The sequence below is a fragment of the Silvibacterium acidisoli genome, from assembly GCA_022870745.1.
In the GTDB taxonomy this organism is placed as follows: domain Bacteria; phylum Acidobacteriota; class Terriglobia; order Terriglobales; family Acidobacteriaceae; genus Silvibacterium.
Genome location: CP085323.1, coordinates 4,842,838 through 4,866,142, shown reverse-complemented (window position 1 = coordinate 4,866,142; position 23,305 = coordinate 4,842,838). Strand labels below are relative to the sequence as shown.

General features: G+C 56.6%; 17 protein-coding genes. 11 read left to right on the top strand and 6 right to left on the bottom strand.

All coding sequences use genetic code 11. From position 1 onward, the window contains the following. The first annotated feature begins 208 nt into the window (after positions 1-208). Genes LJD29_RS20050 through LJD29_RS20035 form a run of 4 tightly spaced genes read left to right on the top strand, consistent with a single transcriptional unit; the run spans position 209 to position 8,131 of the window. The gene (locus tag LJD29_RS20050) at positions 209-3,646 is read left to right on the top strand and encodes a CRTAC1 family protein (protein ID WP_446743352.1); all 3,438 of its coding nucleotides are present in this window, start codon (positions 209-211) and stop codon (positions 3,644-3,646) included. Continuing rightward, positions 3,643-5,430, top strand: coding sequence for a CRTAC1 family protein (locus LJD29_RS20045; RefSeq protein WP_446743351.1), 1,788 nt, complete (start codon positions 3,643-3,645; stop codon positions 5,428-5,430). Before LJD29_RS20050 ends, LJD29_RS20045 begins: the two co-directional genes overlap by 4 nt. Beyond that, the gene (locus LJD29_RS20040; protein WP_446743350.1) at positions 5,427-6,287 is read left to right on the top strand and encodes a hypothetical protein; all 861 of its coding nucleotides are present in this window, start codon (positions 5,427-5,429) and stop codon (positions 6,285-6,287) included. Before LJD29_RS20045 ends, LJD29_RS20040 begins: the two co-directional genes overlap by 4 nt. 20 nt (positions 6,288-6,307) lie before the next feature. Next, positions 6,308-8,131: a CRTAC1 family protein gene (locus LJD29_RS20035; protein ID WP_446743349.1), complete on the top strand. Its 1,824-nt coding sequence runs from the start codon at positions 6,308-6,310 to the stop codon at positions 8,129-8,131. Here the strand turns inward: LJD29_RS20035 and LJD29_RS20030 are convergent. The 3 genes from LJD29_RS20030 to LJD29_RS20020 form a co-directional block, all read right to left on the bottom strand. After that, positions 8,128-9,663, bottom strand: coding sequence for an NAD(P)/FAD-dependent oxidoreductase (locus tag LJD29_RS20030; RefSeq protein WP_446743348.1), 1,536 nt, complete (start codon positions 9,661-9,663; stop codon positions 8,128-8,130). The two genes, LJD29_RS20035 and LJD29_RS20030, sit on opposite strands and share 4 nt — an antisense overlap. A 5-nt stretch (positions 9,664-9,668) precedes the next feature. Next, entirely contained in the window at positions 9,669-10,559 is an 891-nt protein-coding gene (locus LJD29_RS20025) for an archaeosine biosynthesis radical SAM protein RaSEA (protein ID WP_446745911.1), read from the bottom strand. Positions 10,560-10,636: 77 nt separating this feature from the next. Then, entirely contained in the window at positions 10,637-11,956 is a 1,320-nt protein-coding gene (locus LJD29_RS20020) for an asparagine synthase-related protein (protein WP_446743347.1), read from the bottom strand. 325 nt (positions 11,957-12,281) lie between these two features. On the opposite strand from LJD29_RS20020, the gene LJD29_RS20015 reads away from it, so the two are divergent. Beyond that, positions 12,282-15,596, top strand: coding sequence for a CRTAC1 family protein (locus tag LJD29_RS20015; RefSeq protein WP_446743346.1), 3,315 nt, complete (start codon positions 12,282-12,284; stop codon positions 15,594-15,596). On the opposite strand, the gene LJD29_RS20010 is transcribed toward LJD29_RS20015, so the two are convergent. Beyond that, positions 15,572-16,957, bottom strand: coding sequence for an amidase (locus LJD29_RS20010; protein WP_446743345.1), 1,386 nt, complete (start codon positions 16,955-16,957; stop codon positions 15,572-15,574). The genes LJD29_RS20015 and LJD29_RS20010 overlap by 25 nt on opposite strands. Before the next feature lie 142 nt (positions 16,958-17,099). On the opposite strand from LJD29_RS20010, the gene LJD29_RS20005 reads away from it, so the two are divergent. Genes LJD29_RS20005 through LJD29_RS19995 form a run of 3 tightly spaced genes read left to right on the top strand, consistent with a single transcriptional unit; the run spans position 17,100 to position 20,478 of the window. Then, a complete protein-coding gene (locus LJD29_RS20005; RefSeq protein ID WP_446743344.1) occupies positions 17,100-18,206 on the top strand; it encodes a polysaccharide biosynthesis protein in 1,107 nt (368 codons plus the stop codon). Further along, positions 18,203-19,363 carry a UDP-N-acetylglucosamine 2-epimerase gene (neuC, locus tag LJD29_RS20000; protein ID WP_446743343.1) on the top strand — a complete coding sequence of 387 codons (1,161 nt, stop codon included), beginning with the start codon at positions 18,203-18,205 and terminating at the stop codon, positions 19,361-19,363. Before LJD29_RS20005 ends, neuC begins: the two co-directional genes overlap by 4 nt. Then, positions 19,360-20,478, top strand: coding sequence for a DegT/DnrJ/EryC1/StrS family aminotransferase (locus LJD29_RS19995; protein ID WP_446743342.1), 1,119 nt, complete (start codon positions 19,360-19,362; stop codon positions 20,476-20,478). Before neuC ends, LJD29_RS19995 begins: the two co-directional genes overlap by 4 nt. Here the strand turns inward: LJD29_RS19995 and LJD29_RS19990 are convergent. Both LJD29_RS19990 and LJD29_RS19985 read right to left on the bottom strand, forming a co-directional pair. Continuing rightward, positions 20,363-20,626, bottom strand: coding sequence for a LysR family transcriptional regulator (locus LJD29_RS19990; RefSeq protein WP_446743341.1), 264 nt, complete (start codon positions 20,624-20,626; stop codon positions 20,363-20,365). The genes LJD29_RS19995 and LJD29_RS19990 overlap by 116 nt on opposite strands. 8 nt (positions 20,627-20,634) lie before the next feature. Further along, positions 20,635-21,243 (bottom strand): histidine phosphatase family protein, encoded by a 609-nt coding sequence (locus tag LJD29_RS19985; protein ID WP_446743340.1) that lies wholly within the window; start codon positions 21,241-21,243, stop codon positions 20,635-20,637. Positions 21,244-21,428: 185 nt separating this feature from the next. Between LJD29_RS19985 and LJD29_RS19980 the strand changes: the two genes are divergently transcribed. From LJD29_RS19980 to LJD29_RS19970, 3 genes are read left to right on the top strand one after another with little or no spacing between them, the layout of a single operon-like run. Next, positions 21,429-21,650, top strand: a complete 222-nt coding sequence (locus tag LJD29_RS19980) for a CbtB domain-containing protein (RefSeq protein WP_446743339.1) — start codon at positions 21,429-21,431, stop codon at positions 21,648-21,650. Positions 21,651-21,659: 9 nt separating this feature from the next. Then, complete coding sequence (locus LJD29_RS19975) at positions 21,660-22,382, top strand: CbtA family protein (protein WP_446743338.1); 723 nt, start codon at positions 21,660-21,662, stop codon at positions 22,380-22,382. A 16-nt stretch (positions 22,383-22,398) separates the two neighbouring features. Beyond that, on the top strand, positions 22,399-23,295 hold the full coding sequence (locus LJD29_RS19970; protein WP_446743337.1) for an ABC transporter substrate-binding protein: 897 nt from the start codon (positions 22,399-22,401) through the stop codon (positions 23,293-23,295). The last annotated feature ends 10 nt before the right edge of the window (positions 23,296-23,305 follow it).

Genomic DNA, 23,305 nt, shown 5'->3' with positions numbered 1-23,305 from the left:
GAAAGGTTGAGAGCGAACTAGAACCTGCAGTCATGCAATGAATTGTGGCGAGACAACGGTTGTGTGAACGTGTAACGTTGTAATTTTGCATGGTGTCGGGCCCTTGAGAATAAGTAATCGTATGAACTCCTCATCATCGTACGGGCCGGGTCGGGTCCGCAGGGCTTTCCGCTTGCTTTCGGTTCCGCAACGAATCTCTATTGTTCTTATGACGGTCGGCGCTCTGCTGGGAGTCGGCTGCCACTCTGCTTCAAAACTCCCCGAGCCGAAGTCGCAGGCATACGCGGATTTCACTCGAACCTTTTATGTGGGGCTTGCGGCTCTGCAGGTAGGAGACGACGTGAGGGCCGACGCGAACCTGGGGCAGGCAGCGCAGATGGTGCCCGGAGAGCCTGCCGGTTGGGCAAACTGGGGCATCCTGGCGCTGCGTCAGCGCAGCTTTGATGCGGCCGCGCAACGGCTTGGACGGGCAAAGGAACTCGCGCCAAAAAATGATCGCCTGGATTATCTGCTCGGACTCCTTGAAAGCGACCGGGGAAACTCCTCGCAGGCTATCGCTCATCTTCGCGATGCAGCCCAGGAGAATCCGCAGAATCTGCGGGCAATCTACCAACTGGCATCGGAAGTAGAGCGCCAGGGTGACGCAAACAGCGACGCCGATTTTCAGAAGCTGATGCAACAGATTCTCTCTGTGCAACCGAAGAATCTCGCAGCGCTGCTGGAGCTGAGCCGGATATCAGCGAAGCGCGGAGATGTTGCGACACTGCGGGCGACGGTAGAGAAGATTGCGGCGCAGTCAGCTGCGTGGCCCGCCGATATCAAACAACAGTTGATGTCACTGCAAGCGGCAACCCTCGGCCCCGAGCCAAGGCCGGCGGCGACACGCTCCGTCTTTCTGCGGAATGTGCTGATGCAGTTGCCGGAATTCCGCTCGAATCTCTCCCAGATAAAACCTCAACCCGGCGAAGAAGCAATCCCTTTCACTCGCTTCCTGCGACTGGCGACGCCCGTATTTGAGCCAGCCCCTTCGGACAGTGCTCTTGCCTTCACTCCGCAGCGGCTGGCAAACATTCCGGCGGGCAAATGGGACTGGGTTGGAGCCGTGTATCTCAACGGCACGGGAGATCCGGTGGTTGCCGCAGCCAATGCACACGAGGTGCATCTTTCTACCGGCGCGGGCCTGTCGTTTCCCGGCAGCACGACTGCTCCCTCTCCGGAAGGCGTCGTGCCTGTTGATTTCAACTATGACTTCAAGACAGGCCTGGTTCTTGCTGGAGCGGGAGGCGTTCGCTTCATGCGGCAGGATGACGTGTCGAAGTTCATTGATGTCTCGGCGCAGACGAGGCTGACTTCATCGATCCTGAATGCGTCTTACAGCGGCGCCTGGGCTGCCGATATTGAAGCCGATGGCGACTTGGATATTGTGATGGGCAGCGAGGCTGGGGAGCCGGCGGTTTTACGCAACAACGGCGACGGCACTTTCCAGCCCATCCATCCGTTCTCAGGCGTGTCAGGTATTCGACAATTCGTTTGGGCAGATCTCAACGGCGATGGCAACCCGGAGGCTTCTTTGATCGATGGCGCCGGGCACTTGCATGTCTTCATGAACGAGCGCTCGGGACGTTTTCACGAGCAGCCGCTCCCTTCAGGATTCGACAATGTAAAGGCCCTCGCTGTAGGAGATGTGAACCACGACGGCAACTTTGCCCTCCTCGTGGTTCGCGCAAATGGCGAAGTGGTAGCGCTTTCGCTTCCAGCCGATGGAATGGATTGGCATGAATCGACCATTGCGACCGTGCCAAACGCTGCAGCCTACCTTGCGCATCAGGTCCGCCTGTTCGCGGGTGACATCGACAACAATGGGGCGTTGGATCTCTTACTCGCGCCGGTCGAGTCTCCTCAGAATCCGCTGATCTGGTTGCAGGATGAACAGTCACACTTCACGCTCATCAGTCAGCCTGTGGCTTCGGCAAGGATCTTTGGTCTGGCCGATCTTAAGGATGATGGACGTATTGATCTGCTCGGCGTGTCATCTGACGGACAAGCCGTCGACGAGGTGAATCACCAGACAAAGAATTATCACTGGCAGACGATTCGCGCACGGGCCCGCCAGACAACTGGCGATCAACGCGTTAATTCGTTTGGCATTGGCGGCGATATTGAAGTTCGTTCGGGCCTGCTTGTACAAAAGCAGCCGATTACCAGCCCCTCGCTGCACTTCGGACTGGGCCGGCAAACTGGAGTTGATGTTGCCAGGATCGTTTGGCCCAACGGATCTGTGCGTGCAGAGTTTGCACTGAAGGCCGATCAGCAGATTGTGACTGAGCAGCGGCTTAAGGGGTCATGTCCGTTTCTCTTCGCTTTTAACGGTAAGCGAATGGAGTTCGTAAAAGACACTGTTCCCTGGGGTTCTGCAATCGGCCTGCGCATCAATGCTCTTGGTTCTGCACGGATCGGCGCAACCGAGGAGTGGTACAAGATCAGGGGCGACCAGCTCCTGCCTCATGACGGCTACTATGATCTGCGCATCACGGGTGAGTTGTGGGAGACCTATTACTACGACTACCTGCAGTTGATGACGGTCGATCATCCTGCCGGCACCGAGGTTTTCACGGATGAGCGTTATTCGGTGCCCGCTGTGAAGCCATCGGTGACCGCTACTGCAGAGCCGCAGCCCATCGCTCGCGCTGTCGATGATAACGGTGAAGATGTAACCGATGTTGTGAAGTCTCTGGATGGGCGATACCTCGACAATTTCGGGAGAGGGCAGTACCAGGGAATCACGCGTGACCACTATGTCGAAATCGAACTTGGCGATGATGTACCCACATCCGGCCCCGTCTGGCTGATCGCGCAGGGGTGGCTGCATCCGTCGGATTCGTCTCTGAACATCGCAATGAGCCAGGGCAATCATCCTGCGCCTCGTCCGCTGAGTCTTGAAGTGTCGGATGGGCGCGGTGGGTGGAAGACGGTGAAGGAGAACCTTGGTTTCCCCGCTGGACGTAACAAGACCTGCTTAATCGACATCTCGGGAGTGTTTGTGCCGGGCGCTCCACGCAGGCTGCGCCTGCGCACAAATTTAGAAGTCTATTGGGATCGCATCCAATGGGCGAAGGGGCTGCCGGACACCTCGGTGCAGGTCGGGAAGCTAGAACCCGCATCCGCTGATCTGCACTACCGCGGGTATTCGGTCATTCATCAGGCAAATGCTTCTTCTCCTGAGATTCCTGACTATAACCAGCTCCTCGCGTCGACGCAGATCTGGCGCGATCTGGAGGGATACTACACGCGCTATGGCGATGTTCGTCCGCTGCTTGCCGGCGTCGACGATCGCTACGTCATCATGAACGCGGGTGACGAGATGTCGTTACGATTCGCAGCACCTGCGCCTCCGCCAAGCGGATGGGTTCGCGATTATGTTATCGCGGGCGACGGCTGGATCAAGGACGGCGATTACAACTCGACGAATTCAAAGACCGTTCTCCCGTATCCCTACCATGCACGGAACGAATACGACACACCTCCGTCGACACTGGCAGAGGATTGGGAGTACAAGCATCACGCAGCTGACTGGAATACCTGGCAAACGCGCTATGTCACTCCGGAAGGTTTTAACAACGCACTAAGGGGTTCATCGGGGAAATGAAGCGCGCGCGGATCGTGTTGATTGTGTTGTTCATCGGGCTCATTGTTACTCCGATCATTATCCGGCGTATCTCGGCACGGCATAAGCAATCGGCTGCTACCCAGGGCATGAGCGCGGCGATGCAACGGCACGGCTTTTACCTGGAAGAAGTATCGCACCAGGCGGGCATCGATTTCGTACACCAGGGACCGACGCTTGATTCGCAGCTTGCGCATATCATGCCGGAGGTCGCTTCGATGGGAGCATCCGTCTCGATCGTTGACTTCGATCGCGACGGATGGCCCGACATATACGTTACCGACAGCAAAGAGGGAAGCAGGAATCGTCTCTACCGGAACCAGCATGACGGCACATTCAAAGATGTCGCCGAAGCGATGGGAGTTGCGGACGTGAACCAGCAGGGCACCGGAGTTTCGATGGGTACTGTCTGGGGCGACTATGACAACGACGGATACGAAGATTTTTTTCTGATCAAGTGGGGCAGGCCCGAACTCTTTCATAACGATCATGGCAAGGGCTTCACGCGCGTAAGCGATCAGGCAGGTCTGCCTGCGTGGATAAATGCCAATACGGCCGTCTGGTTCGACTACGACGGCGATGGGCGTCTCGATCTCTTTGTTGGTGGGTATTATCCCGAAAACGTCGACCTATGGCACCTGAAGAATACAAAGATGATGCCTGAGAGCTTTGAATACGCGAAGAACGGAGGCAGAAAATATCTCTTCCATAATCTTGGCGGAGGAAGGTTCGAAGAGGTTAGCGCCAAAGTAGGGATCTCCAGCCGGCGGTGGGCTCTTGCAGCGGGCGCAGCCGACCTGCGCGGCACGGGGCATCCGGATCTCTTCGTCGCGAACGACTACGGAGTTGCCGAGCTGTTTCTGAACGACGGCAAGCGATTTCATGATGCAGGCGCGCAGACCGGTGTCGGTTTTGCTCCGAAAAGCGGTATGAATGTGGCTTTTGGAGACATTCTTAATCAGGGACGCTACTCCGTATATGTCTCCAATATCTCGGAAGAGGGTGTCCTGATTCAGGGTAATAATCTCTGGGTTCCGAAAGAAGGAACGGGGGGCAGTGACATCAAGTTCGAAAACCTTGCGCGCGACATGGGGGTGGAACTTGGCGGATGGAGCTTCGGGGCACAGTTCGGCGATTTGAACAATGACGGCACTCTCGACCTGTTTCTGACAAACGGATACGTATCCCTCGATAAGCAGCGCAATTATTGGTATGACTTTTCCAAGGTGGCGGGCGGCAATTCCTCCATCATTGGCGATGCAAAAGACTGGCCCGCGATGACGGGACGCAGCCTGTCGGGTTATCAACAGAAGCATGTCTGGATGAACGATGGAGCCGGGAAGTTTGTCGACGTTGCACAGGCTGTCGGCGTGACCGACACGCATGACGGCCGGGCGGTCGCCTTTGCCGATCTCTGGAATCGTGGAGTGCTGGACGTCGTGGTGGCAAATCAGCGCGGCCCGCTATTGGTCTACAAAAACAATGTGAATCCAGAAAATCAATGGATCGAATTTGCGCTTCAGGGCACGAAGAGCAACCGCAGTGCGATTGGTGCCGAGGTGTCGCTTTACTGGAATGGACAGGAGCAGAAGCAGGAAATATCCGGAGGCTCTGGCTTCGCCGCTCAGAATGATCGACGTTTGCATTTCGGTCTGGGCAAGAATCCGCAGATTGAAAAAGCGGTGATCCGCTGGCCATCCGGGAAAGTTCAGACGATTAACAGCCCGGCTGCCGGGAAGCTCTATACAATTGAGGAGCCAGAATGAGCCCGTCGGCCATAACGACTCCAGCCGCACCCGCGAAAGAACCCCCGCAGTGGAAGAGGTGGCTGAACCTTGACAGCCGGTATGTGCCGCCGCTGTTTATCACTCTTATTCTGCTGGTAGGCCATCTCAGCTTCGGAATTCTTGAAAGCTATCAGAGAACGATGCTGGCTATTGCAACCAGCATCGTTGCAGAACTTGTTCTGGGGCGAGTCTTCTACAAGAAATGGCCAAACCTCGCGAGTGCTTACATCAGCGGTATCAGCGTCGGTATCCTGCTGCGCTCCCCCGCATTCTGGCCTTATGCTTTGTGCGCGTTGATCACCATTACCTCGAAGTATGTTTTGCGGGTGAAGGGAAGGCATCTATGGAACCCCTCGAACTTCGGCATCTGTGTAATGCTGTTCCTTGCCGCGGATACAGTGGCAAGCCTGAGCATTCAGTGGGGCAATAACCTTGCGGCCATGCTGGTGATCTGGGCGCTTGGCTCGTTCATCATAGCCCGCCATCGCCGCTTTCACATCACCGCTGTCTACGTGTTGTCGTTTGCCGCTTTTGCATTTCTACGTGCGACGATCCTGCACGATCCGTGGCAGGCCGAAATCTCCCCTATCACTGGTCCCGAATATCAGCTGTTCATCTTCTTCATGATCACCGACCCCCGAACAACCGTGCAGTCAAAGGTCGGTCAGTCTTTGGTTGCGTTCTGCATCGCCTTTGTAGAATTCTTCCTGAGGCTGGATCAAAGTATCTACGCGCCACTATATGCGTTATTTATGGTTGGTCCGGCGGCATTGCTGATCGAAATGTGGCTGAATTCCCGTAAAGCCGCGTCAATGGCTGCGGTGACCGCTTCGTAACAATAGAAGGACAAGATCTGATGTCGTTGCGTATTCGAACCACCTGTTCCTTGTTTCTCTCAGGAATTCTTCTTCTGGCCTCTGCCTGCAAGTCATCTGCTCCTGCCGTTGCACCGGAGGAAAAAACGACGCCGGCGGATAGTTCCGTAAAGAGTCTTCCCCCGGCGTCTGTATCTGAAGCGACTCCGAGGCCTTCCGGATCGATTCGCTTTACGGATGTGACAGCGCCGGCAGGTATCCACTTCCATCACCACAGCGGTGCGTTCGGTCAGAAGTATCTTCCGGAAACGATGGGCAGCGGCGTCTGCGCGCTCGACTACGATAACGATGGCTGGCAGGACATCCTGTTCGTCAACTCGATGGACTGGCGCGGCCATGAGAGCGGAACCCGGTCGTATCCGGCGCTCTACCATAACAACCATGACGGAACCTTTACCGATGTGACACAACAGGCGGGACTGGCAGTGCAGGTGTATGGTCTCGGGTGCGCGGTCGCTGATTTCGATAACGATGGCAGGGAAGACATCTACATCACTGCGCTGGATGGCAACCACTTGTTCCACAATCAGCGCGATGGCAAGTTCATTGATGTGACCGCAAAGTCTGGTGTGCGAGATCCCGGCTTTGCAACCGGGGCGGTATGGTTCGACTACGACAATGACGGAAAGCTCGACCTGTTCGTGTCGCATTACGTGCAATGGTCACTTGAGACTGACCAGAAATGCTCGCTCGACGGAAAACATAAATCGTACTGCACGCCTGAGCTTTACAAGGGCGAGAGTGCGACGCTCTTTCACAACCTCGGCAATGGCAGGTTCGAAGATGTGACCAAGAAGGCTGGTCTCTATGACCCGTCCAGCAAGTCGCTGGGGGTCGCACTGATCGATTACGACAACGATGGCTGGCTCGATCTCTTCGTTGCGAATGATACCCAGGCCAACAAGCTTTACCACAACAACCACAACGGCACGTTCACCGATGAGGCCTTTGCATCGGGTGTTGCCTTCAGCGATGCAGGGAAGGCTCGCGCTGGTATGGGCGCCGATGCAGCCGACTACGATCTCTCTGGCCATCAGGGATTGGTGATCGGAAACTTTGCGAACGAGGGGATTGCACTCTACAAGAATGACGGTTCCGGTCTCTTCGCGGATAACGCAGCAACGGACGGGATCGGTCCTGCGTCCCTGAGTTCGCTCACTTTCAGCACGTTCTTCTTTGACTATGATCTCGATGGACTGCCTGATATATTGGCCGCTAATGGTCACGTTGCCGACGATGTAAGTGTGAACACACCCTCATTGCACTACGCAGAGCCTCCTTTGCTGTTCCACAACAAGGGAAACGGTAAATTCGAAGACGTTACCGCCAAAGTTGGACCGGCACTTCGCCAGCCGGTGGTGGGCCGTGGCGCAGCGTATCTCGACTACGACAACGACGGCGATCTGGACCTTGTCATGACAACCAGCAATGGCCCGGCAAAGTTGTTTCGCAATGAGAACGGCAACCAGAACGATGTGCTTCGAGTAAAGACGATCGGAACCAAGTCGAACCGCGATGGTATCGGTGCGAAGATTATTGTCCGGAACAGTCGAGGCCAGAAACTTTTCGCGATGGTTAAGGACGGCTCGAGCTACCTGTCTCAAAGTGAATTACCTGTGACATTCGGCCTGGGTAAACCTGATGCGGACAAGCCAGTGACCCTTGAGATCGTATGGCCCAGCGGCAAGAGAGAGACGGTCAAGAATATTGAGCCGAACCAATCGATTACGCTGGAGGAGGGCAAAGGCATGACCGCAGCAGAACCAATCCACTTTGCAGCTCTTCCCAAAGCAGGTCAGCGCTAGGGATAGAATCCGCAACTGTTCAAGAGCTCTTGGATCTCTTTGCGATTTGAATCTACCTTGTGAGCTGCATCAAGCAGGTCTTTCGCGTCGACGGGATACCAGTTATTCCTGTCGGCGCGGCACAGCCCGGCAACATCGATAGGCTCAATCGTCTGCATGATCTCTGCAATCAATCGCTCTTCGTCGTGCTGAGTTTTTATGTGCAAAGAGAGTTCCAGCAGGCGTTCACAGGCAGGACCGAAGCTTGGATGGTCATTAAGAAGAAAGGACGGTGCGAGGTCAGGTTTGTTTAACCGCCGCGCAGTCTCCGAGAAGCTTGCTGCTGCGAAATAGAGCAGTGCAATTGCCTTGAAGAGATGACTGCGCCCCATGTTGGCGTAGAGCCCTGAGACAAGGCGTGCGGTAGCCAGCAATTCGTTTCCCGTCTGCATGGAGTACGTTGCCAGGTATTCCTCCATGGATGGCGAGTCCCAACGATGCTTGAGGATGTTCGCCATGCGACTGATACCCAGCAGCGTTTGAGGAAAGCCCGTCGAGAGCAGGGGATCGACAAACCCTGCCGCGGATGGAAGAAGCGCCCATCGCTTTCCGTTAATCTTAGAGCTGCAAAAACTGAGTTGAGAGATGTGGCGAAACGGCTCTACTGCCGACGCGCCCTCAAATTGCTCACGCACTGCAGGCAGTTGTGCGAGCAGGCGGCGCCACGCAGATTCTCCTTCGGAAAAGTTGAACTGGCTGGCGATCCATTCGTTGGCGGCAACCCCCGCACTGACCCTGCCATTGTTGAAGCGAAGCACCCATACCCATCCTCCATCGAAGAGATGGTGGAGGGCCGAGTCGTCAATTGGATACGGCGGTGTTTCGTGAACATCGTGCAATTCATCGATCCGCTCAACGGAGGTGAAGTGGCTGTAGAGAGCCTGGGTCTTCGGGTAGTTCGGCAGTGGTAGTTCATCTAGATTAAGAGCCCGATGAAGAAACCCACGCGGCCCCGTCGCATCCACCAGGAACTTTGCACCTAGATGGACCGGTTGGCCGTGTCTTGTAGCTGAGATCTCCAACAGATCGGGCAATTCGCGTAACGACTCAAGACTTGTTTCGTCGTAGTAGTCCGCGCCCATTTCCTGCGCCTGTTGCAGCAGGAAATGATCGAAGTCTGCGCGGTACCAGTGGGTGTCAGCAATGCGGTCATGTGGATTGGCTGCAACGAGCAAAGAGTTTTCGCGTCCGATGGCTCCTGGCTGGCCGAGGCCATGGTGGTAGAAAGTAAACCCTCGCTTGAGGCCGCACCCGATGGTGGGATGTCGCGATTGCCAGCTGCCCCATTTCGTAAGCGGACGGATAGCGGGCAGATCGTAGGTGTTTGCCAACTCTTCCAACAGAAGATTGGAAAGCGGCGTGGACGATTCACCGATCATGAAGCGGGGATGGCTGCCACGCTCCACGATCGCTACGGAAAGGCCGAGTCTGCGCGCGACCATCGCAGTCAGCGAGCCGGCGAATCCGGAGCCCGCGATGGCGATATCGTACATTGCTCTCAACTGTCGCCCCCACAGGTACTGCATTCGACACGGGCTTCGATGCATTGCGACAGGTTCTGAAGCTCCAGTCTTGCAATGCGTCTCTCAAGACACATGAGGCATGCGTTCGTTCTCGTTCTTAGATCCCACGTATCGGCAAAGATGCGCCCGCGCTGTTGGCGAATGCCATATTCCGCGGCGGCCTCGAGGGTTTTGAGTTCAGGGGGCGTAAAGGAACCCGTCTCAGCGAACCGCTCCATTGCACCATTGCCGCCACGGGTAGGAATCAGTGTTATCGCCGTGGCACCACAATCAAATGCAAAGTCCATGGAGCGCATGGCCCAGTCGAGAGCTTCGACTTTCGGCAAAAATGGAGGCTGAACGAGGATGAAAACCCTCAAGTCGATTGCGTTCCGTCTTAGAAATTCAGCCGCCCGGGCGAAGAGATCGAGCGTGATTCGTTTATTCAGCTTCTCGAGCACTTCAGGATGAGAGGTTTCAAGACCGAGCGCGATTTCGAAGGGGTTCTTCAACAAGTCGCGAAAGCGCAGGCAGCGATCGCCTATCAGCGCTGGGTGGCATTCAACGATCGTTCGCTCGAACTGGCTGGAGCGCTCCGCAATTGCAGGATAGTCCTCTTCCGGAATGGCCCGCAGGTCGAAAAAGCTACCGCTGTTATAAAGCTTGATCTGGCGCGCGGGAGCAAGTCTCGCCAGTGCGTAATCGATCTGTTGCGGGATGGCTCCAATTGGCACGGTCTCCGTCAACGTGTTGCGCCATAGGTCGCACATGGCGCAGCGCCAGGGGCACTCTCGATTCGTAAGAAAGATGGTTGCTACAGAAAGCAAATCGCCGGAAATGGAGCGCTCGTTCTCAACAAAAAAGGCGTACGGTTTCCTCGGGTCCACATTGTTACGCGCGGGCCGCTGAGAAAGGATCCACTCATCTCGCTCCGAGGCACGCGCGGGATACACAGGCGTCAGCTTCACTGGTAAAGAGATAGGAATTGCCTGCGGTATTCAGTTTCATGATGAGGAAGCCTGCGCCGCAGAGCGTCCTCGGGGAGGGCTCCGTGCTGAAAACGGCGTTTGGGAAAGACAGGCATGTCCTGCCCTGTGAGCTTATGGATGCCGCGAGCAACAATCTCTCCCTTCAACTCATAGAGCCTCTCTACGCTGTAGTTCGTAAGTTGAATGAATGGAATTGCTTCTGCGATTGCAACCACGCTGGGCCGAGTATAGGGGCTGAATCCGGAGAAGCCAAAGTGGTGAGCCGGTGCATAGGTGCGTGTGTAGGAGCGGCTCAGGCCACCGCTGTATGTAAGGGAGTGCTTGATCTTTCCGACCCCCCAGCCTTCCTGGTAAAGCATGCAGTTGTGAACGACACTGCGAATCGTGAGCTCCGGATTCTCCTCGATCGGATAGTCTTTCAGGTTCTCATCTCCGCCATCCCCGTCGATCAGGTGACGCCAGTCGGGATATCGGTCGCGAATGCCGCGGCATAGGGCAAGCGCCATCGTTGCCGATTCGATATCGAGCGGTTTGTAATCCTCAACGATTCGAATTGTCTGCTGGACATCGAGAGTCGACGCTTCCGTCTCTATCGGTTCAAGGAACAGCCCGAGATCCTGGGCCTCCAGAAACGCACGAGCCTGCCGTACATCCGGTCCATCGCCAAGGTCCAGTACAAATGCCTTCAGTCGACCCAGATTCATGCCGCGTTTCTGCATCACGTGATACGTGGTCAAAAAGACACTGCCGCTGTCGATGCCGCCGGAGAAGCAGACACCGATGGGGTCACTTTCCGGAACGTGGTCGAGCCATTGTGAAATCTCTTCCGCGAGCGCTGCAATATACAGCTCACCGATTCGGTCAAGGTCAGGCGGAAGCGTACCAAGTTCGGGGGTGAAGAATCGTGTGTATACGGGATCGGGATCCGGGCAGCCGATCAGTTGGATCTCGACTACGTGGTGCGCCGGCACCATGCGCGTGTAGCTAGGATGAAACTGTCCGTGCAGGCCTTCGCTCTTCAGCCAGTTGTAAATGTCGTCGATGCGGTGTGCGACGATGAGCACCGGACCCTCCTGCCGCTTGGCAAGGAAGTAGCGCATGGGCCGGTCGAGCGACCTTGCCATCCTGACCGTTTTGCCTGCGCGGGCGATCAATGCAAAAGAACCGTGGATCTTTCCCACCGCCTCCGCAGAGGATTCCATCAACACGCGCTGCGCTTCTTCGACGGGCAGGTTGAAGATCTGGTTCGCTTCCGGTTCGGTCAGGTCTACTACTCGTTCGACGTATTGCTGCACGGACATCCTCAGGGTCGGGCTAAAAGATGCAATCAGTTTACGCTGTTCAGACGTGGATGCGCGCGGCTTTCAGCTGGTCAAAGGGGCCGCTGACCCAGGGTGATTGTTGTTTCTGGCTCTTCTATAATCATTGCCGTCGATGCGTAAACTACAGCGGGCTCTTCTACAACATCCAGCCACTACTTCCTTCCTCCGTATCCGGACGAAATCGCTTGCCGGGCTGATTCTACTGCTCGCCATAACGTGTGGTCCGAGCACATATGCTGCGGATCAAGGGGCAAACCCCACTGAAGCTGCCAGGGCCAACAACACGGGCGTCGCTCTGATGAACCAGCAGTTCACGGACAAGGCACTGGGCAAGTTCGAGGAGGCGCACAAGCTCGATCCTTCCTCGGCGATCCCCGTCCTGAACAAGGGCATCGCCCTTATCTACCTGCGCAGGCTGCCTGAAGCAGAAGCCGCCCTAAAAGAAGCCACTGCACTCGATCCAAAAAATGTACGCGCCTGGTACAGCCTCGGGATTACGCATTTTGCTGGCGACAGGAATACTCAAGCGATCGATGACTTCAAACGGGCAATCGCAATAGACCAGGGTGATGCCGACAGCTATTACTACCTTGGCTCGCTCTACCTGAAGTTGAAGGATTACAGCAACGCCATTCCTCAATTCGAAACTGCCTTAAAGCTGAATCCGCTACACGCATCAGCGCAGTTCGGGTTGGCGAGCGCCCTGCAACGCTCCGGTAAGGTGGACGAGGCTCGCGAACATTTCAAGCGATTTCAAAAGATCGTACAGTCCAAGATTGGAGCTGCGCTGACGATCAACTACGGCGAGCAGGGTCACAACGCAACAGTGCTGGATATGCTCGCTCCGCCGGAACCTGTAGGCCCAATGATTCCAGTGCAATTTATTGCCTCTTCCATGTCGGGAGCAAAAAGCGTCCCCGCGCCAGAGGGCGGACTTGGCGGGGGTCTGTGCGTTTTGGATGTCGACGGCAAAGGCGCAAAAGAGATTGTTGCAGCGGGTGACGGCGATGCGGCCCTGCGACTGTACCGCTTTAATGCGCAAGGGTCGTTGGAAGAAATTCCATCCCAATCTGCGGGACTATCCCTCACTGGCCATGCCGTTGCCTGTGCTGTAGGCGACTACGACAATGACGGCTTGCCGGATCTTGCCGTATCCATGAGCGATCGGGTGGTGCTTTTTCATAATCTCGGCCACGGAAAATTTGCGGATGCAACGAAGGCAGCCGGGCTGGGGCAGTTCAATCGCCCAGCAGGTCTTACCTTTGTCGATTTTGATCATGACGGCGACCTTGACCTCTTTATTACTGGAGCTCGGTCTGCAACGAGTAAAACACCGAATGTTCTCTGGCGAAACAATGGCGATTCTACCTTTACGGAATGGACCGGCCAGACCGGGCTTGGAGGCTCGGGTGAGACATTGGGAGCGATGCTATCGGACATCAACAACGACCGTGCTGTCGATCTGCTCGTAACGGGTGACGCCGCCAGCCCAACGGTCTACGAAAACCAGCGCGAAGGCGCCTTTAAAGCAGTGTCGCTCTATGATGGTTCCGGCCCGGGAGCGACGCGTGGTGCTTATATTTTCGACTTCAATAAAGACGGATGGATGGACGTCGCGCTTACCCATCGCGGAGCGCCAGGCATCAGTCTCTGGAGGAATGTGGGCGGCAGCCATTTCGAGCGGGTGACACTTCCCGCAAATGGCATCACTTCAGCGTGGGGACTTACGGCGATCGATGTAGATAACGATGGATGGATCGACCTCGCTGCGATCGTTGAAACAACCTCTGGCCCTCAGTTGCGCGTTTGGAGAAATCGAGGTGCGGATGGATTTGAAGATGTCAGCTCTGCTGTCGGTGCAAATAAGCTGAGTCTCTCGAACCCTCGCTCCATCATCGCTGCCGACGTGAATGGCGATGGGGCAGCCGACCTGATCGTTTCTCGGTTGCACGCTGCTCCGATTGTGCTGCTGAATGCCGGTGGCAGCCGCAATCACTCGCTGCGCATTTCTCTGACCGGGCTCGCAGATAACAAGACAGCGATCGGAACCAAGGTCGACGTCTTCTCCAATGGCCATGTACAGAAGTTCGAGGTCGCCGGAGGCAGTGGCTACCTGGGTCAGGGAAGCAATGAGATCATCGCTGGACTGGGAAAGGCAGCAACAGCAGATGTGGTGCGTCTGCTTTGGCCGACGGGCGTGCCACAGGACGAACTTGACCTTGCCGCCAGCAAGCCCGCAGCTTTGCAGGAGCTCGATCGCCGCGGCAGCTCCTGTCCAGTCCTTTTTGCGTGGAATGGGAGCAAGTACCAGTTCATCTCTGATGTGATCGGCGCAGGGGTCGTTGGCCATTGGATCTCTCCCACATCGACCAACAAGTCCGATCCCGATGAGTGGATCAAGGTGGATGGCTCGGCGCTGAAGGAGCGCAGGGGCTATCTAAGTGTCCGCTTCGGTGAGCCGATGGAGGAGATTAACTACATCGACCAGTTACGCATGGTTGCCATTGACCATCCAGCGGACACCGAGGTCTATCCTGACGAACGCTTCCTCGACAATCCACCCTTCGCGTCGGGAAGTGCGGTCGTGGCTACGCCGCAGGCACACGGCTTGAATGGGGCCTGGGATGACCAGGGGCGCGATGTCCTCCGTTTACTTGCAGCGCAGGATCATCAATACGTTCGTGACTTTACGAATCTCAAATACGCCGGCTACGCAAACATGCACACGCTTACGCTAGACCTGGGAGATTGGTCGAGTAATAAGCCGCTGCGACTTTTCATGCGTGGTTTTATCGAGTATTTCAGCGCGAGTTCCATGTACGCCGCGTGGCAGGCGGGCCTGCAGCCTGTTTCCCCATACGTGGAAGCACAGATGCCGGATGGCAGCTGGAAGCGGATTGTTGAGGACATGGGCTTTCCCGCAGGTCTGCCTCGCACCATCGTGGTCGATCTCACTGGAAAGCTGCCACAGGGTGTACGCCGCATTCGAATCAAAACGAACCTTCAGATCTACTGGGACCAGGTGCTCGTTGATAACGGTCCTGAGATGGCGCAACAGGTCCGTCAAACTGAGCTTCCGCTTGCCTCGGCGCACCTGGATTTCCGTGGGTACCCGCAGCAGGTTGACGGCGAAACACCCGGCGACCTTACCTATCGCTACGACCGTATCAGCAAGACCGGCCCATTCCAGTGGCAGCGAGGAGAGTACACGCGCTACGGTGATGTCACTCCGCTGTTGAAGCAGGTTGACAATCACTATGTTGTTTTCGGCAGCGGAGAAGATGTCGATGCAGAGTTCAGCGATGCGTCGTTGCCTCCGCTTCCAAAGGGATGGAAGCGCGACTACTTCTTCTATGCGAATGGATTTGTCAAAGACATGGACTTTTACGAGGCCATGCCATTCACCGTCGCGGAGATGCCTTTCCACGAGATGAGTGCATATCCATACGCCTCAAGCGAGCATTATCCCGAGGATGGACGTTCCGTGCGCTATCAGCTTGATTGGAACGACCGCTTTGAATCCGGCAATCGTACGCAACGATATCAGTTCCATTACCTGCCCACGCCTTCCGAGCCAATCACTCCGGATCAGGCCAGTGGGGGCGCTCGATAACCGAATTCATCTTCGATAGCGGCTGCAACAGCGAGGACCCGTTCATCTTCGTATGGCCTTCCAGCGATCTGCACTCCGATCGGAAGGCCATCGTTCGACCGGCCAACAGGTACCACGGCAGCAGGCGATGCCAGCAGGTTGAACCACTGCGTGAAGCGCATCGCATCCAGATATGTGAGGTCCTTGCCCTCGACCTTCCAGTTTCGCTCCCCGTGCCGAAACGCCGGGATTGAGCAGACGGGTGTCAGCAGCAATGGAAACTGGCTCATCTCCGTAAGGAGCTCTCTGCGCACCGAGTCTGACTCGGACCAAGCCCATAAGAGCGAATCCGCAGTGAGAGGCTTTTCTGCCTCCGCAATCTCGAGGAAATTCAGGAAGGTCGGACTGAGCTCTGCGCGTCTACCGGCGATCAAAGGAGCGTAAAACATCGCGCCGCACTGCACAAAGAAGATATGCCAGAGCTTGCGTGCCGCTTCGAGTGCTGACGGCCGAAACGGTTTCACCCGGAAGCCTCGTTTCTCAAGAGCGATGGCCGCATCGCGGACGGCCTGCCTTGTCTCCGGACTGACTGGCGCGATTCCATCGTCTTCCAGCCATCCGATCGGAAGCTGTTTTATATCTTCCATCGTTACATTTGTGAATCCGACAGGCACCCCGGAGGGGTCGCAGGCGTCGGCCCCAGCTGCTACACGGAAGAGCAGGGAAACGTCGCCTACTGTCCGTGCCATGGGGCCAATCGCGCCCAGGGTCGCGAATGGTCCCGTACATGGAGGCAGGTGGCCGTGTGAGGGGATACGTCCAGATGTGGGCTTGAGCGCGCAGATGCCGGAGAAATGCGCAGGCTCTCGGACCGATCCGCCGCTGTCGCTGCCGAGCCCTCCTGCGGAAAGTCCTGCCGCGATAGCCGCCGCTTCACCCCCGCTCGACCCTCCTGCCGTGCGTTCAAGATCCCAGGGATTATTTGTCCTGCCATAGAGGTTGTTGTCGGTCTCATAGGCCATCAGTAGCTCGGGACAGTTTGTTGTGCCGAGAATGATGGCGCCGGCATCCCTCAGGCGCGAAACCGACACGGCATCTTCCCGGGGAACCTGTCCACGATGCAGTTCGCTGCCGATCTCACATCTGTATCCGGCTGTCGCGATGGATGCCTTGATGGTGATCGGCAATCCGGCAAGGGCGCCCGTGCGTGCTACTCTGGCCTGCTGCCGGGCGCGTTCGGGGTCAAAGTCCACCAATGCATTCAGGAGCGGATTGAGACGCTCAATGCGCGCAATATGTTCCTCTACCAGCTCAAGCGGGGAAAGCTTGTTTGCCTTCAATAATGCAAGCTGTTCGACGGCCGGGAGCAAGGTGACACTCATAAAACGATGTAATTCCTTTCAAGCGCGTGAGGTCCATGATCTCACCGGAAAAGCTGTTTCCCGCACAAAGAGCGCCGAAACAATAAAATCCATTATAGAAATCGAAATGCAGCGGATTGAGTAGAGCGCTGCAAAGGTTGGTATGAAGAATCATTCAAGGCGCTGGGAAGGGTTCCTGGGCAGGCCGTCGATAGCGGTGGACAGTGATGCTATCCGAAGCGCGCTCCAAGGCAAACGCGTGCTTGTAACCGGGGCTGGCGGCTCGGTGGGCTCGGCGCTCGCCAGGGAGTGTTCACGACTGCCGGTCGAAAGCCTCATGCTGCTCGACATCTCAGAGCAATGCATCTTCGATCTCGACTTCGACCTCGATAGGGAAGCCACTGAAACATATCGTCAAAGCATAATAGGCGACGTTTGCGATCCAGCGCTTCTTGAAGAAATCTTTTCTGTGTACGAACCGGAGATAGTCTTTCATGCAGCCGCCTGTAAACACGTTCCCCTCATGGAGCGGAACCCTTTCACCGCGGCCCGGACAAACAGCATCGGAACAAGCCGTGTGGCAGATGTTGCGGTTCGGCATAAGGTCGAGCAGCTGATTCTGCTTTCGACAGATAAGGCTGCTGACCCGTCGAGCATCATGGGTGCAACCAAGCGGGTCGCAGAGCACATTGTGCTCGCGAATGCGAGCTCGACACAAATGAAGGCAGTGCGTCTCGCGAATGTGCTGGGCTCTTCCGGAAGTGTCGTGCCGATTTTCGAGAAGCAGCTCGCGGCAGGCCAGACCCTCACCGTGACCGATCCGGAAGCGTCTCGCTACTTCGTTACGATGAAAGAAGCAGTGTCGTTGTTATTGGCGGCTGCCTGTGAATCCCGCGCCTCTTGTATCTACATACCAGTCTTGGATTCGCCACAGCGCATTGAGCAACTGGCTGGCTTTCTCATTGCTGCGGCAGCGCCGGGAAAACAGACCGGGATTTCGTTCACAGGCTTGCGTCCGGGCGAAAAACTTCATGAGTCGCTCATTGCACTTGGCGAGTCGATTGAAGCGAATCCTGGATCGCCTCTCGTGGCAGTCAACTCTGACGCTCAATCTCAGGCTGAAGTCGGCTCTGTCATCATGCAAATGGAGCAGGCAATTTCAGACCGCAACCTGGGTGCGTTGCTGAGCACAATTCACTCGCTCGTTCCGGAGTACCAGCCGAGTGACCTGCTCCAGCAATCAGCGGCCTCTGCCGTGGAGATGAAATGAAGCGAACCATTGCGGTCGTTACCACTTCGCGTGCCGATTACAGCCATCTCTACTGGCCATTGCGCGAACTGCAGGCTCATCCAGAGGTGGAACTCAGGCTGATCGTCCTTGCTTCTCACCTGTCGCCTGAGTTTGGAAGCACTGTACGGGAGATCGAGGCTGACGGTTTTGCGATTGCGGCAAAACTGGAGTGCCTCCTCAGCTCCGACTCCGACGTTGGAATGGCAAAAAGCATCGGCGTAGGTGTTCTCTCGCTCGCCGACACTCTTGGCCAGATGCGTCCCGATCTTCTGCTCCTCATTGCAGACCGTTACGAGATGCTTGCGCCCGCGTCTGTCGCGCTTGCATTGCGCATACCCATTGCCCATATCGAGGGTGGTGAAGTTAGCGAAGGCGCCATTGACGATGCAGTGAGGAACGCCCTCACCAAAATGAGCCATATCCACTTCACCTCGACAGAGCTTGCCCGCAGGCGGGTGATAAGGATGGGCGAGGAGTCCTGGCGCGTTCATCGCGCTGGCGCTCCATCCCTTGACCACATCCGTCGCAGTCAATTGCTCAGTCGATCGGAGGTTGAAGCCCGGGTCGGATTAGATCTTTCAAGAGCGACCACGCTGATTGCGTACCATCCGGTCACCATCCTTCGCGACACGACGAGCGAAATGGAAGCGTTGTTTGCGGCGCTTGAAAAGCATCCCGATCAGCTTGTCTTCTGCTATCCAAACGCCGACGCGGGCAGCCGCATTATCATCGATCGCACACGACAGTTTTTGTCGCAGCGATCAGGCTGTCATCTATTTGTCAACCTGCCGGCAGTCGTCTACTGGAGCCTGCTGCGTTCGGTTCGCCTCATGATCGGTAACTCCAGCAGCGGCATCATGGAGACTGGATCGTTCGCAATGCCCACCGTGAACGTGGGAATGCGCCAGCAGGGGAGAGAACGTGCCCCGAATATTCTCGATGCCGCACCGGCTATCGAGTCCATCGCGGCGAAGATAGATCAGGCGCTTGCTCCTGGTTTTCAGGAAAGTGTTCGCGGCATGACCAATCCCTACGGAGACGGCCACGCCGCCGAACGCATCGTTCACGTGTTGACGACGCTTCCGCCATCCGAAACGCTCCTGCTCAAACGTGGTGACGCGCTGGAGACAGCTTGAATATTCCCCTATCGCAGCCGGATATTACAGATGCTGAAATCGATGCAGTGGTATCCGTGATGCGCAGTTCGCGGCTGAGTATCGGACCCAGCCAGCAGGAGTTCGAGAGTCTCTTTGCCAGCTACATCGGAGTTGCACACGCCGTGGCGGTCAGCTCCGGGACAGCGGGCCTGCACCTGGCGCTCTTGGCGCTGGGTATCGGGCCTCAGGATGAAGTCATCGTCCCGTCGTTTACGTTCATAGCGGCTGTAAACGCGATCCGTTATGTGGGAGCTGATCCCATCTTTATCGACATCGAACTGCAGACGATGAATCTGAATCCTGCTTTGATCGAGGCTGCGATCTCGGCACGGACACGGGCCATCGTTGTCGTCCATACATTTGGGCTTCCCGCGGAGATGGACAGCATCCTGGCAATCGCGCGCAGGCACAATCTTTTTGTGATTGAGGACGCCTGCGAGGCAATCGGTGCGGAGTATCGCGGCAAAAAGGCGGGTTCGTTCGGAGACGCTGCTGTTTTTGCTTTTTATCCCAACAAGCAAATCACGACGGGTGAGGGAGGAATGGTCCTGACTCCACATGCCCGTATAGAGCGAGAGCTTCGCGCATTGCGCAATCAGGGACGATATGAATCCGACGATTGGCTGCAGCACAGTATCATCGGCTACAACTACCGCCTCTCTGAGATTGCCTGTGCGATCGGTGCCGTTCAAATGAAGCGTATTGAGAGCATCCTCGGCAGCCGTAAATCTGTGGCGGAAAAATATCACCGGCGTTTGGCTGGCGACCGGCGAATCGAGCTGCCGCCAAACACAATCGCGGGCTGCAGCATCAGCTGGTTTGTTTACGTCATTCGCCTGCACAATCGATATTCACGTCTGCATCGCGATGCAGTGCTCGACGCACTCGGCCTGGCCGGGATTGGTTGTGCCCGATACTTTGCTCCGGTTCATCTGCAGCCCGCCTACGCTGGTCTTAAACGAATGCAGCATCTTCCCGTCAGCGAGAGCGTTGGAGAGCGGACAATTGCGCTGCCTTTTTATAACCATCTCTCCGATGCCGATATCGACTACGTCTACGATCAACTAAAGCGCGCCCTCGACGGGCTTGAGTAGTGTGTTTATCAACTGCGGATGCGAACCACTCCCGGCGACGAGTCATCGCCGTGACATTCGAATGAACCATGTGGAGTTCCGCAGCGGCCAGGTTCATGCTGCCGTGCTTCACGACTGCAGTCACAACTCTCAGATCGTCGATGTCCATCGGATCGCTCAGGCTCCCTTGTCAGAGTACTCCGACATGAGTGTTGAGGTTTTCGCTATGGAGCAGCCTACGCTCCTAACTGTCCATACCTTGCCGTTCAAACGCAGGTCGGTCCATGTCAGCGGAGCGATATCGAACCGCCAGAAGCTCTGTGCCGGTAACTCCAGCGCACACACCAGTGCCGCGCGGACGACGGCAGGATGAGTCACTGCGATGGTGTGATTCACCGCGCACTGCTGCTGCATCCAGCAGCTCACCCGTTCAAGAAGCTGATGGATCGACTCGCCGCCATGGGGCGCGGTTGCTGGTTCTGTCAGCCAGGCGAGCAGGCCATCGGCGTCTTCCGACTGAATCGTCTCCATCTTCAGACCGCGCCAATGTCCGTAGTCGCAGTCTCGCAGCAGGCTTTCAACTGAAGCCTCCAGCCCGAGCAGTTGCGCGGTTTCCCCGGTTCGCAACTCTGGAGCGGCCTGGACGCGGGCAGAGTTCGAGACTCCCCAATGTATTCCACTCATTCTCGCAATTTCGCCCGGAAGAATCGGTTCATCGAGGGGAAAACTCGCGTGCCGCTGGGCTTCAGTGGCGGCATGGGTGATAAGCGTGAACCGGGAACTCAAAGTGTCTCCTCCTGATATGCCTTGACACCCATCATAGAGAGACATAGGGTTAGATTAAGTTTATTGAGTTGAAGAGAAGAAGCCGGTGAAATTCCGGCGCGGTCGCGCCACTGTATATAGCCAGACCTTCTTTCATCTCTACAAGCAAACTCTGTCGTTGGGACGCACGATCCCAGGAGGTTCAAATGGCGCAACGCTCAGCCGCTGTACTCACCCCTCAACCCATTGCCATTCCTGTTATTCCCGTCCGGGAAATTCTTCCCTGGGCTCTCTTCGGCGGCCTGTTGATGCTGCTCGCGCTGTACTTCGTTGGCGCGGAACAGGGCGCTACCGCGCTGCTTCACGGGCGTGCTGTGCACGAGTTCGTTCACGACGGCCGCCATCTGCTCGGTTTTCCCTGCCACTGAGGTCCTGTTATGACTCGCATCCTGCTTGTGCGGGGGATGCTTGCGGGTTTGGTCGCTGGCCTTTTTGTCTTTGCATTGGCCCGCTGGATCGGTGAACCGCAGGTAGAACGCGCTATCGCTTTTGAAACTGTCATGGACCACGCTCGGGGCGAAGCCCCCGAGGCTGAAGTGGTGAGCCGCAAAGTACAGGGCACACTCGGATTGCTGACAGCGACCGTGCTTGACGGCACGGCCGTCGGCGGTATCTTTGCACTGGCCTTTACGTTTGCGATGGGACGACTCCCGGTTCAAAGCCCGCGGAATCTTGCCGCGCTGCTGGCGGCATTGGGTTTCGTTGCCATCGCCATTGTTCCCGCGCTTAAGTATCCGGCAAACCCGCCCTCAGTCGGCAATCCCGATACGATCGGGATCCGCACCGCCGCGTATTTTCTGCTTCTGGCATTTTCCTGTGCACTCACGGCGCTCTCGGTGCAGGTTGCGATGCGATTCCATCGTCGACTGGGAGCCTGGAACGCCTCGCTTCTCTCAATTGGTTTTTTTGTCGTGGCGGCAACGGTGACCTGTCACTACTTTCCAGACTTTGATGAAGTGCCTGCGGGGTTTCCGGTGACGTTGATGTGGAAGTTCCGGGTGGCCTCACTCGCGATGCAGGCTCTTCTCTGGAGTGTTCTTGGTGTTGTCTTTGGCTGGTTCGTGGAGAAGGTTGTGGCGAGGCGATCTACGCATGGTTGAAACAAGGCTGCCAGGGATGTCGAATATCAGAAGCAACGCCTGGGCCCTATGGATCGCGGTTGCTCTATCGCTCATCGTGTCCACGGCGCGATCATTTGCAGAATCCCAGCCTCAACGCATCGTGTCCACGGCGCCGAGCATCACCGAGACACTCTTCGCTCTGGGCCTCGGCGACAGGGTTGTTGGTGTCTCCCGTTTCTGTAACTATCCGCCTGAAGTACAGAAGCTGCCCAGGGTAGGGAGCTATCTGAAGCCCGACGCCGAGGCGATTGCGCGTCTGTCTCCGGATCTTGTCGTATTGCAACGCATCCCCAACGAGCTAACGGACAGGCTTGATGCTCTGCATATTCGTTTCGTTCAGGTTCCGCACGGTACGCTTGAAGATGTCTACACCGCAATTCAGCTGGTAGCGAGCGCAGCGGGCGTGCCGGAACGATCTGCTGCGCTCACCGCACAGATAAAGACGAGCCTCGCGCAGATACAGTCGCGCGCGAATGCGACACCGTCACGGCGTGTCCTGATCATTGTCGACCGCCTGCCTGGAACTCTCGATAACCTTGTGGCTACCGGTCCAAACAATTACGTCAACGAGATCCTGAGAATCGCCGGAGGCACAAATGTTCTGGCCAAGCCGGCAATGCCCCAATATCCCCGCATCTCGTTCGAGACCGTGCTTCGAGAAAACCCGGACGTCATTATCGATCTGAGTGGCACGCAGGAGACGGAAGCCGAGCGTAAGGCTGCACGTGCAGCGACAGTCGCATTGTGGAACCAGCATCCGGAGCTTGCCGCCGTTCGCGCAGGACGTGTCTATCCGGGTACCAGCGATTCGCTGGTCGTCCCCGGCCCGCGCACACCCCTCGCCGCGCAGCGGCTCTTCGAATTCGTACACGGCACAGGGCCGTCCGAATGAGCGGCGTCAC